Source organism: Chitinophagales bacterium (assembly GCA_020636495.1).
Classification (GTDB): Bacteria; Bacteroidota; Bacteroidia; order Chitinophagales; family Chitinophagaceae; genus UBA5543.
The window spans coordinates 1,220,154-1,233,148 of sequence record JACJXQ010000008.1 but is presented as its reverse complement, the minus strand read 5'-3'; the positions used below and the strand labels follow the sequence as shown (position 1 = coordinate 1,233,148).

Sequence of the window (12,995 nt, the reverse complement as noted above, 5' to 3'; positions counted from 1 at the left end):
ATTAGTCACGACAGGGTGTTTTTCACGTTGTTTTACCCATACAAATACCCTTTCTTTACATATAACAAGATTTGTCATCACAAAACTATAATCATATCATGCTGACTTCTGCACAAATACCGGCGAATCCCTTAGAGAGAATTGCACTTAGTTGCTCAGGCGGCGGATACCGTGCCGCCAGTTTTCACCTGGGTTCTATGTCGTACCTACATAGGATACAATACAAGGGCAAGCCCTTACTGGAAAATGTAAAGACCATATCCACCGTATCGGGCGGAACGATAACAGGTGTGGTGTATGCCCTGCAAAAGCAACAGGGAAAATCATTTGAAGAGATATATCATTTTCTTGCAGACAAGCTGAATGACCTGGACCTTGTAAAAGCCGGTATAGAACAACTGAATCCTGATGCGCAGTGGGCAACACCCACCAAGCATAAAAACCTGATCAATGCTTTTGCCGAGTTGTATGACAAAGAGTTTGCACAGGGTGCTACGCTGGCAGAGTTCAACACGATGAAGTCGCACCTGGAATATGTAGTGTTCAACAGTACAGAGTTTCAGAATGCCATCAATTTCAGGTTCCGGAATGCCGGTAAAGGTTACACGGGCAACCACGAGATACAGGTGCCGCACGAGTTATCGCAGGAAATAAAGCTGGGCGATGTAATAGCATCCTCTGCCTGTTTCCCGGGAGGTTTTGAACCAATGGTGTGGCCGCATGATTACGTGCATGCCAACTCGCCCGAACTGAAAAAATTTGCTGCAACGGCTACCCCAGTTGGTGTAATGGACGGCGGTATATATGACAACCAGGGCATTGAGAGCATTTTGAACTATCGAAGAAATGATGAGCTGCCTTATTACGACCTTGTTATCATATCTGATGTGGCATCGCCCTATATGGAAAGCTACAAACCATTTGTGCCGAAAGAGAAAAAGGGTACACGCAGCCTTACGCTGAAAGGACTGAAGGAAAAGACAAACGGTATCAGCTCTAAAATAAATATTGGTTTGATATGCGCTGCGTTAGTCTTTGGTGCACTGCCAATATTGAATGGTTATTCTAACAGTATGTGGACCGGTGTATCAATAGGCATATCTATGATGATGATCGTTTTGCTGGTTGTAAAGAGTTTCGTTACAGGCAGGTTGAACAAAGAAGTAAACAGTTTTACATCTTCCTTCACACAGAACATACCTGAGTTCTACCGGCAGAAACTAGGCTTGCTGAAAATAGAAGAGATATCGGTACACCGCGCTGAGCCGCTGCTGCATGACAGGCTCAATTCACTGATAACATTACTGATGGACGTGTTCCTGAAAGTGGTACGCAGGCTGAATTACTACAAACTGTACGAGGATGACCGCTATACCTATCGCAGGATATCGAACCTGATAAAAGAAATGACGAAAATGGATTTCGACATAAAGCTGAAACGCAGGGCAGAAGACAACCAGAACAATGCGATGAAAGAGAACAGCGTTTTTTCAGGCGACTATGACACCGTAGTGGGCAGCAAGATAAATGATGTGGCAGAAGAAGCCTCGGGTTTCGGCACTACCCTGTGGTTCAAAGAAGATGAGCAACTGAATGAAATGCTGAACAAGCTGATAGCCACAGGCCAGTTTACCATGTGTTATAATATGCTGGAATATTTAGAGAAGGTGAAATTTGAAGAGAACAGCGGTTTCGACCAATTACCAGAAACGACACAACAAGACCTGAATAACCTCTACGTTCAATGCCTGGCTGACTGGCACAGATTTAAAGATGACCCTATGTTTATGGTAACCGAAATGGCAAACGTTAAAAACGCCTGATATGATACAGAAACGCGAAAGGAATAATAGCCTCACACCGGTACTGCCGTATACATGGGCCTGGCCATTCAGCTTGTATGTGTCCGGCAATGGTACCGACGATTTCATCGATAAATATCGGCAAATACCTGAGTCTGAATTCGGCCTCATACGCAATCATAAAACGCTGGTACCCGATACCCAAAAAGAGTTTTTCAGTAACATATTGCTATGTCTTTCAGGCGTAGATGACGCGCTTGCAGATGTTCCTAAGATACTGGATAAATTCCCTTACCCGGAGATCATCATAATACTTGACCCTAATTATAACATACATCATTATGACGATTGGTATTGGGCGGAAATGCGGCAGCTTGCTGATATCAGCCTGGCCAAGGGCGTATTTATCTGTTCTGTGGACCGTACCTATAATACAGACTGGTTTCATCAATTTATAAGAGAACTATCACACAACAAGAATGTAGTGGAAGCACTTGAGGCTACAATTACTGATGGTATGTTCTACTATGACAGCAGTGTTGAACATAACGCACGCCTGTCTCATGTAGTAGAAACCATTATAACCGGCCTGGATGATATACAGCAAGACAACCCTGTATTGAACATCCCGCTCAAGCTGAACGACAATAAAGCACAGATAACATCAACTGAATTAAAGGACCTTTTAAATCAGTTCGCTCCATCGTTCAGGTATGACCGGGAACTGGATGAAGCATCGGAAATAAAAAAGATCACCGAAGAGTTGTATCCAAATTACGGCATACAACGCTTCTCTACCATCAAGCAAGATGGCACCATACCGAACGAATACCTGAGGCCACATAGCGAAGATAACCCAAGAACTTTTCTGCCACCCATGTTCAGCCCGCCACCTGCCGGAGCTGAACCGCCGGAAGAAATGATGGCCGAAGCCATGAGCGATGATATGAGCGACTTTGCCATGCCTATGCCACAGTCGGCACCTCCGGGCGACGATCATGAAATCGACGCTGAAATGTCAGATGATATGCCATCACCTGCAAAAAGAATGGCATCTCCTCCTCAACAACAGCAACAGCAACAACAACAACAGCAGCAGCAGCAACAGCAACAACAACAACAGCAGCAGCAGCAGCAACAACAAGACAAGGCTGCTCCTGAAACAAAAGATGAGCCACGCTACCTGCAGGCTCAAATAGAAGATAACGAGACAGAAGAGAACCGTAAAGATCATTTAGAGACCAATACGATGTATACCCTGAAGGTGCGTATTGCCAGAGCCAATGCCAACTGGATCATTGCCTTTCAGCCTGTAGATACAGATGTAATATTTAAAGACAAGGATAGTAAACAGGAAGTTATAGACCTGGTTTTTAAACCAAAAGGGAGTGAAGATATACAGGAAGCGAAGATAACCCTGCCCCGCACCGGCAACAGTACAACAGCAGGCTTTGCATTTACCACAGATAAAAATGCCGGCATATTTGAGGGGGAAATCTTTGCCTATCATAAAGGCAAAATGATACAATCGACCGTGATACAGGCATATGTGAAACAAAAGGGAGATACCGCACATGTACCACCGATACAAATGAATGTGGTGTTCAGCGCAAGAACCCGGCTCGGCAACCTGGATGACAGTTCGGAATTCGGCATATCTATGCACTATTCGCCCGATGGGACTGACAAAGCCGACCTGTACAGCAAGGCGAGCAATAAAAACGACATCAACCTGAACGGCAATACAGGACTGGAAGAATTGGTAAAAGAGATAAAAGACCTGATAGAAGACGCCGTTATCAACATAGAGGATCATCCTGAAGACCTGTATGCTGACAGCAACGTTGCGTTGATGCGCAAGCTGGCCTATAAGGGCAACAACCTGTATGTGAACTTTTTGATGAAACAGAACCCTGATGGCGCATTGCAGATCGTATCGAACAGGAAGGAGTTTGCCCCGCTTGATTTTGTGTATACTGACAATGCCCCTGCGTTGAATGCAGGTTTCTGCCAACATGCGAAAGTAGCATTACAGGAGGGCAAGTGTAGAAACTGTTTTGACAAAAGTGAATCTCCTGCTCCACATATTTGTCCTTTCGGGTTCTGGAGTTTCAGCAAAGTAGTAGAGCGACATACTTATGATAAAACAACCGGAGGAACAGACTTTGCAATAAAAGCAGAACCCGCTGCCGGAAGGAATACTCTGAACATACTACATAAAATAAACCATGCGTCGACAACGAGAATAGAAGGTGCGCAACCCGGGCTGCGCGCAGAAGTAGCCAAAGCAATTGCTGACCATACACACGTGCAACCATATGCATCGAACACATGGAATGAGTGGACAGACAATACAAAAAACCATAACCCTGACAGCCTGATACTGGTGGTGCATACAGAAAAAAATGAAGATGCAGACGCTATGGCTGTAGAGATAGGCGACAAAGACCTGCTGCTGCAAAACTTCCTCGATAATAGCCGAATACATCCTGATGCAGGTATGCCCGCACCATTGGCCATTGTGATAGGTTGCGAAAGCAGTAATATAAAAGCTACAGGATTTGACATCAGCAGCCAGTTCATAAACAACGGTGCCGCAATAGTGGTATCGAATTTTACCAAGATACGTGGCAGGCAAGCCGCAAAGATAGTCACCAAGCTAGTGGAATTGCTGAAAGAGTATTCAGCAGAAGAGACACAGTTCGGCGCCATCAACCTGAAACTGAAACAATATTTACTATCGGAGGGCATTATGGTTGGTTTAGCGCTGCTGACCCACGGTGATGCCGACTGGAAAATAAAATCTTAACCATTATGTATAACATTCACCTGTTACCTGCCAGCTTCGGTGATTCAATATTGATAGAGTATAATGAGCACGACCCAAAGTATATACTGATAGACGGAGGGCCGTATTTTAATTTTGACGAACTGATAAACGGTATACAACATGTAGCGCCCGGTCTTGAAGAACTGGAATTGCTCGTTATCAGCCATGTTGACATAGACCATATAGACGGTATAGTAACCTTACTGAACAGAGATAAGCTACCGTTTGCGATAAATGAAGTGTGGTTCAACGGATGGAATGAGATAAAACCTTTTGAGGACGCGGAACTTCTGGGTGCGTTGCAGGGTGAATACTTGAGTGTAGCTATCAACAGGCATAAGATACCACACAATAAAAGCTTTGGTGGCAAGACAGTATATGTAAAAGAAATTGATGCCCCACCTGTCATACAACTACCGGGTGGAATGGAACTGACACTATTGAGTCCCGTGAAGGAAGCATTACAGAAACTATTGCCTGTATGGGAAAAAGAAGTAGCTGAAAAGATAGGAGACCGCGCATTGATAGAACAGAGATTTGACGAGGACAAACGGTACGACCAGCCCATTGACGATCTGCTGGGAGGCATGAGCATAGAAAAGATGCAGGATGCAAAATCCAAAGGAGACACCAGCCCGGCCAATGGAAGTAGTATTGCCTTTATTGGCAAGTACGGAGGGAAGAGTTGCCTGTTTGCAGCAGATGCCATCACAGACTACCTGTTGCAGGTAATAGAGCCGATACTTGAAAAAAATGATGCAGACAAACTACAGCTTGATGCATGGAAACTGGCACATCATGGCAGTAAAAAAAGTACGCTCGACAGCCTGATGATAAAGATAGATTGCAAGAACATGCTCTTTTCGTCGGATGGTAAAAGGTACAAGCACCCTGACGAGCAGACCATTGCCAAGCTATTGAAGCATAACGGCCCGGATCTGCAATTGTATTTCAACTATAAAACGGAACAAAATGACATGTGGGATGATGTTGCGAAACAAAAGAAATATCATTACGACACTCGTTACCCAGCTAAAAAAGATGAACCCGGTATAACTATATCGCTGATGTAATTACCTGCTGAGTATCTCTGTAAGCTGGTCCTTCATTTTGCTAATAGTTTGTTGCTTGTTTTCCAATTCTCTTTCGTCAAAGGTACGGTCTTCGTTGAGGTCTGTCTCTTCGGCTTCTTTGCGCGCGGTCTCACCTTCGGCCATTCTGTCCAGCAGATCCAGCTCATCCTCGTACATCTTCATCATGGTCTCGAAAGCATTACCGTTATCAGCCAGGTAATTGCTGTACACGTTCATATTCTGCTGGTATTGGTTGATGGCATCGGTGTAACCTTTGCAGGCATAATGATAGGATGCTACGATGTCTTCTCTTGAGTTATTCCAGCGACGGAACTGCTCCATATCTCTCAACGAACTGCGGTAGAGGTCCGCCTGTTGCAGGTATATTTTCAACAGGTCTTCATAATACACTACCAATGTATCAAAATTATCCAGGTACCTATGCTGTACTGTATCTCCTTCTTCAAAACGGAGTTGGTTAAACACCTTGATACAGAGCTTAACATTGTCATCATAGCTATCCCTGAAATTGAGCCTGAGTTCTGTTTCGGCAGTTAGTACCGTATCAGACAATGGTATGATATGCGACAGCACTTCATTCAAAGCCTTGTTCTCTTCCTGCAGGAGAGTAATAGCCTGCATCTTCTCAATGGTTTCAAAATTAGCCTTTTTCAATCTTGCCTGTTTGGCTTTGATCGAGTCAGAAAGTGTGACCATCATCGGACTGTTCAGGTCTCTTTGTATAGATATTGTTTTTAAACTGTCTATCTTATCGGGAGTTATCTTTTCCAGTAATATATCTGCCCTGTCCTGTTTATTGTTCAGTGCGTCTTTTTTCCTGTCGGCTGTGGCCTTGCGCATACGACACTGGGCTGTCAGTTGTTTGTTGTGTACTCTTATATCTCTAATCCTGTCATTAGCAGCCTTATTCTTGTCGATATTCCTGCGTTTCAATTCATTATATTGTCCGGGTATATATGCTTTCTGCCGTTCAAGATATTCTCCGGCCTGCACGATCCCTTTATAGGCTTCTTCAAATGTATGTCTTGGCGGAATATTTCTCCTTGAAGCGTATTTTGCCAATGCTTCTGCGGCGATTATCTGCTCTTTCATCGCCATGACCATATCATAGCGGGGATTGAACTTGTATGCACGATCAGAATACTCTACCAGTTTCTGCGGTTCATTAAGCCGGGCAATGTATTCCAGTTCGGGACTACGGTGTATACGTGCACCATTCTCTGTATTGAATTCGTTAATAGCAGTATCTCCCTGTTGAAAAACAGTTATGGGCATGGGTACTTTCATCAACTGCCAAAGCGGATCGGACGGAAGGTGAGTATGACGAAAATCTGCCGGTGACATCAGGAAATAGTCAGGTTCGTAATGAAATTCGAAGACCTCTTTCTTTGAATATCTGATCTTCTCTTTAGTAAACCTGTTCAACTGAGAGCGGAACCATCCCGGAGCCCTCGTAATACCTCCGGCACCAAAAGTAGGATCTACCAATTCCCAGCGACGGTCTATCATAACAGCACACCATTCATGGCGCGGAATATAGAAGGTATCATTGTTATCAAATTTCCAGTCTTTGGCATATCCGTCCACACATACTGCATCCAGTCCTACGGCTTTACACATCTCTACAAACAAAATAGCATAGCCATCGCAAACAGCCTTTTTGTCCCGTAGTACGGACTGTACTGTTGAAGGCGCTCTTTCCGGGTCTTTTGCTCCTTTGATGTCATACTCAATATTATGGGTGATCCAGTTGTATATCATATTAGCTTTCATGCTGTCGCTCAGCATAGCATCGCAGAGGTATTGCGCCAGAGTGCGGGCATCGCCTGATACTTTTGCAGGTGCGGTACAACCATTGGTCGTATCGACAGCTATTGCATGAGCAGACCAAAATGAAAGCCAGAGGGCCAGGGTAACAAAGACATGCTTCATAGAATTTGTAAAATAGCGAATGTCCTGCTACCTGACAATAGCCACCTTGTTAATGTATCCTGATATCTATATCATCAAACACATTGGCTGACTTTTTAGCCACCTTATTGAGCCTGTATTTAAAGCTAAGCATGAAATACTGTCCTATGATATTGGAACGCACCTCTCCGATGTAGTTCTGTTGGCTGATCCGCTGCAGACCTTTATTGCCTTTCAACAGGTCGAACCCGTCTAATGTAAGTACCCCGCGATTCCCCTTCAGGAAATACCAGGATACTTCAGAACGTACCAGCGGTATGGTAACAGCCTCATTGAAGCTGCGGGCATTGTATCTTGTCACATCGGCAGCCAGCATAAAATACCAGTGATCATCAGGACGGTAACTTATTTCAAAATACCCACCGGTGTTATAATACACATTGTTCAATGACCGTTGCAGAGCATATTTTGTGTCTGTAAGGCTAACATTACCCCCCAGTTCAGCATCCCAATGTTCTTTTTTCTTGTTGCTGATGCCGAGCCTGAATTCGTGTTGGAATGATGTGGTGATATTCTGCACACTATTGACTAACGTTATACCACGGTTAAAACGCTCGTTGAAGCCTGTATTCAGTTTAATACCCAGTTTACTTACCGGCCTGCCAAACTGTACACCTCCACCAGCAGTATAATCATCCGCTACATTCACCAGTGAGTTGTATTGTGCCAGGTTATTAGCTACAGTAACAGAACGGTTTATCTTATCGTGCGTATATGTACCATTCAGGTTGACGAACAGACTGGTGAAGCTGAACTGGTCGTACAACATCCAGCCTATGCGGGCTGAATGACTGTACTCCGGTCTCAATGCAGAATTTCCTGTTGAAGTATTCAAAGGACCTGAGAAAGAAGGCACTGAGAGCAATTGGTTGTACGTAGGCGCTTGCACGGCCGTGTTGTAGCTGAAGCTTATATGCTTTGCTGTAGCATACTCGTTACGCCAGGAAAAGGAAGGAAGAACATAACCCATAGTTCTTACGGGCAAAGCACTATTGTTCAGTGTTTGATTCAGCCAGCCTTGTTCATAACACAATGCTGCGTTGTATTGCACTTTTGCAGTTCCTTTTTTGAAATGTATACCGGGGCGCAGATAGGTATAGCTCGTATTAAAATCAGGACTAAGCGAGTCTATCACATTTGTTTCGGCGGGAGGTAATCCTTGTGAACGCTGCATGCTACCCACATTGCTGCCACCTTCTACGCGCGGCTCAATGAAATACCCCTTACCTAGTGCACGCGACCAGGAACCTTTTGCTGAATAACTGTAGGTATAAACCTTATCGTTACGGAAAAAGTTGCTGCTGATGTTCTGTCCCTGCCCTAAGAAAGCAGTCAGGTTTTCCCATTCATTATCTGTAGCATTCTTTTTGTAATCTGCATTTCCGCTAAGGTTCCAGACAGTCTTCCCTGTATGCGACCTGTGTGTGAGTGAAGCACTTCCTTTGCTGCTTATTGAATGTGTTGTTTGATATGTGGTTCCTGTTTGTGTATTAACCAGCACATCTGCCACTTTTGAAGCGGATGTATCTATGCTGTTAAACCTGTTGTCAGACAACTCGCCACCTGCTGAAAATGTCAACTGCGTGAAGGAGTCCATATCATTGCGGACATTAAGGTTCAGACGATGTGCAAAATTATCAGTTACCTGGTCGTTAGTACCATTAGTAATATATTCCTGCTCCGACGTATAGTTTTTCGACCAGCTATTCTCATTTAGTTTCTTGTTTGCGCCATTGCCCAGGTAACTTATACTCATGCTCCTGTTCTTCGCCAGTTGGTAACTGTAATTGACACCCGCCGCACCTGATGTAACAAGGCCTGTTAAAGGCTGACCGAAATCGACCGGCAGGTTGTCATTGGCATTTAACTCCAGGTTGATGCTACCTCCACCTCCGCTCATCAGACTCTGCAATCCTCCACTGAAGTTAAGATAGTCGCTGAAACTGAACCCTGAACGATTGATATTGTTGGTCATACCCAAAACAGCAAACTGGCTTTCGGGCCGGAAACGATATAGTTTACCTGCTGCTTTGTACCGACTGTCCGTACCACCTCCGGCGGTCACATCGCCAAAGTAGCCTTGTTTCTTACCGTCTTTCAGCATCAGGTTGATAGTACGTTCACGGCTGCCGTCGTCAACACCCGTAAACTCAGTCATATCAGACTTTTTGTCGAACACCTGTACTTTTTTGATAGCATCAGCAGGCAGATTGCGTGTAGCCACCTTAGGGTCATTACCAAAAAACTCTTTACCATCTACAAATACTTTATTCACACTCTCACCCTGTGCTTTTATATTACCTGCCCTGTCTACTTCAATACCCGGCATCTTCTTCAGCAGGTCTTCCGTATTAGCATCCGGTTTGGTTTTGAATGCCGCAGCGTCATACTCAACGGTATCTTTTTTTATTAACAAGGGTATCCTCTCTGCGGTTATCTCTACACCTTTCATCTGTTGCACATCGAACTGGTCAAGTATTATCGGTCCCAGGTCGCTGTTGGCAACCGGTTGTTGAATTTTCCTGTAATAGGTTTTATATCCCAGCATAGCCGCCTGCAACAGGTAGCTCCCTTTAGAGGTATTCTTTATTTCAAATATTCCCGATTCATTACTGATGCCAAAAAACATCAGTGTTGAATCATCCGGGTTCAGCAACGAGACCGTTGCAAATTTCATAGGCTTACCCTGACCATCCATGACTATCCCTTTCAGATTCTGCGTTTGGGCAGTTGTACCCAACGTCAGCAATATTGCAGATACAAACAGTAAGAATTGTCTAAACATAGTGTAGTTTTTTTAGTGTACTTCGCTGCGGATCATGATACGAGCCCCTCCCGCATCGCCGTATTGTTCTTTCATATCTTTCGTTTTTTCCGCAACTATCTCATCAAATTTTTCAGCAGTTACTTTCTTACCGTTCTTAGGTTTAGACAACAACGACTTGTCTACCTCTCCTAATTCGATCTTCTTTGTAGTAATGTGCAGCATGTTACCTATGTGAGCTTCCAGTATCATCCCCGGTAAATTGCCCAGGGTACCCGGCCCTGTAGATATAGGTATAGCAGGAGTGAACCATGCTGTAACCGTATCTTCCTCCCGTATAGTTGTAGCTTCCTGGCAAGGGTAACCCGCGATCTCTTTTTGTTTCCCAGTCATTTTCCAGGTATATTTTTTCATGCTCCCATTGATGAGAAATTCCCTGCCCATGAATTCTTTTTGCTCTGTGGTTGTTCCTTCTTTAAGGTCTTTATACAGCATGTTATCCGGCTCTGTAACATTAAAATTGATCTGCATGCCGTTGTTGTTCATGCTGGCATTATCTTCTTTTGGCTGCTCCCCGTTCTTATACAACGATGCGCTTTTTGTAAAATAGAGTAGCTTATCGTGCTTCCGCTCTTTGGGAAGCATAGCTGCAAACTGTGCCATTTCGCCCTCCAGTTCTATGTTCAGTTCTATACGTTCTTCGTAGGTAATGGTACCACTTTGCTGAGCCTGTGCTGTAGCAGCCAACAATACTGTAAATAATAAGATGAATTGTCTCATGTGTACGAATTTTATATCACAAAATTATTCGGAGCACTCTTCAGACACGGTTAACATCCGGCCAATTAAGGTTAATTAATGTTAATAGCTGCGAAGCTTTGAGACGGCAATGATTACTTTTGTATCGATGAATAACAAAGCAGGTTTGATATGGACGCGCATACTGATGGTTGCAAGCATTATGCTGCTGTCAGCATTCGTTGTATACTGGCTAAACAGCCAGTATAATGATGAGCGTGAACTATTGCAGAAAGAACTTGCAGGCGACCTGGATCGTGCTCAAAAAGAAGTTACTGACTCTGTTATTTTTGAGAAATACATTGCCCCGGTTGTGTTGGGGAATAACAAAGACAGTGCCACCTCTCCCTTCAGGCTCAACGATAGTGTCTTTTCTTTCAAAGGACAAAAAATCTATATCTCCAACTCTATCCATGATTCTGTTGATGTAGACAGCATTCAAAAAGCGATCTCCGGGAAATTAAAAGCCCTTGATGGCCTGGCAAGTGGACGTCCGAGGAAAATAAAACTAACCCGGTCATATACTAATACTAATCTCAGGTTTAATGATAGTGATCTTCAAATAGAACAATCAATAATCTTATCCGGGAAAGACGATAGTGCAGGATATGGTATTTCAAATCTACCTGACCTAGCAACAAAACCGAACATCAAATTGAAATTTGACTCCTCTGTAGTTATGCTTGTCACAAGTGGTCTTCGTTCTCTGATGAAGTCTGCTTTTAAAGACAGCATTTCTGCATTGTCGTTACGCCTTGAGTTTACTGATTCTGCATTGGTTCGCGACGAATTTGCCAAGGGGTTGGCCATCCGCAACCCACATATGCGGCTAAGCTGGAAAGATGACACAATCAACAAAAATACCGGAGAAACCATACTCATCGACTACGACAACTATGGTAATAAAGGAACTGTTGCTATCACAGGCTACAACTGGTACCTGATCCAAAAAATATTACCACAGCTATTGTTCTCAGTCCTGCTGATCATTTTTGTTCTCCTTTCTTTCATGGTCACATACAAGAATATTAAAAGGCAAATAAGGCTGAACGACATGAAGAACGGCCTTATCAGCAATATGTCGCATGAGCTGAAAACACCTGTGGCAACTGTGAAAGTAGCACTGGAAGCATTGGACGACTTTGGCGTGATGAATGATCCGCAAAAAGCACTGGAATATATTCATATGGCCAAACTGGAGACTCAGCGCCTGGAAATGCTCATCAGCAAAGCGCTGAATACTTCGCTTATGGAGCAGGGCAAAATAACCATACAACGCGAGTTGACAGACATAGCAGAGCTGACAAAGGAAACAATTGAATTACTGAAAATAAGACTGGAACAAAATAACGCCGAGATAGCAATAAAGAAAGATGGCAGCGACTTCTTTATCAATGTTGACAAACTACATGTGCAGGGAGCTCTACTCAATATCATCGACAACAGTCTTAAATACAGCACTGCAACTGTACATATACAAATACTGGTTACCGCAAGCGATGCAGGTGTGCGCATAGATATACGGGACGATGGCCCGGGCATACCTGCAGCATATGCCGGGCAGGTGTTCGATAAATTTTTCAGAGTACCCAAAGGCGATGAGCACAACGTGCAGGGGTACGGGCTGGGGCTGAGCTATGTACAGCAAGTGATGCAGCTGCACAACGGTGTGGCGCGGCTGCATGATTCATCAACAGGAGCACATTTCTCACTACAATTCTACAAAGGCAGGTAGC

7 protein-coding genes are annotated in these 12,995 nt (G+C 44.1%); 4 read left to right on the top strand and 3 right to left on the bottom strand.

Annotated elements, in window-relative coordinates; translation table 11 throughout:
* Positions 1-98: 98 nt before the first annotated feature.
* Genes H6550_05330 through H6550_05320 form a run of 3 tightly spaced genes read left to right on the top strand, consistent with a single transcriptional unit; the run spans position 99 to position 5,705 of the window.
* Positions 99-1,823 (top strand): patatin-like phospholipase family protein, encoded by a 1,725-nt coding sequence (locus H6550_05330; GenBank protein ID MCB9045545.1) that lies wholly within the window; start codon positions 99-101, stop codon positions 1,821-1,823.
* A gap of 1 nt (position 1,824) precedes the next feature.
* Entirely contained in the window at positions 1,825-4,611 is a 2,787-nt protein-coding gene (locus H6550_05325; GenBank protein MCB9045544.1) for a hypothetical protein, read from the top strand.
* A gap of 5 nt (positions 4,612-4,616) precedes the next feature.
* Positions 4,617-5,705: a hypothetical protein gene (locus tag H6550_05320; GenBank protein MCB9045543.1), complete on the top strand. Its 1,089-nt coding sequence runs from the start codon at positions 4,617-4,619 to the stop codon at positions 5,703-5,705.
* Here H6550_05320 and H6550_05315 read toward each other — a convergent pair whose 3' ends face one another.
* The 3 genes from H6550_05315 to H6550_05305 are packed head-to-tail and all read right to left on the bottom strand — an operon-like array spanning position 5,706 to position 11,241.
* Positions 5,706-7,658, bottom strand: a complete 1,953-nt coding sequence (locus tag H6550_05315) for a hypothetical protein (protein MCB9045542.1) — start codon at positions 7,656-7,658, stop codon at positions 5,706-5,708.
* Positions 7,659-7,707: 49 nt separating this feature from the next.
* Complete coding sequence (locus H6550_05310; GenBank protein ID MCB9045541.1) at positions 7,708-10,482, bottom strand: outer membrane beta-barrel protein; 2,775 nt, start codon at positions 10,480-10,482, stop codon at positions 7,708-7,710.
* A gap of 12 nt (positions 10,483-10,494) precedes the next feature.
* Positions 10,495-11,241, bottom strand: coding sequence for a GLPGLI family protein (locus tag H6550_05305; GenBank protein MCB9045540.1), 747 nt, complete (start codon positions 11,239-11,241; stop codon positions 10,495-10,497).
* Between the two features lie 127 nt (positions 11,242-11,368).
* Here H6550_05305 and H6550_05300 point away from each other — a divergent pair, with 127 nt between their 5' ends.
* Positions 11,369-12,994: a hypothetical protein gene (locus tag H6550_05300; GenBank protein MCB9045539.1), complete on the top strand. Its 1,626-nt coding sequence runs from the start codon at positions 11,369-11,371 to the stop codon at positions 12,992-12,994.
* The last annotated feature ends 1 nt before the right edge of the window (position 12,995 follow it).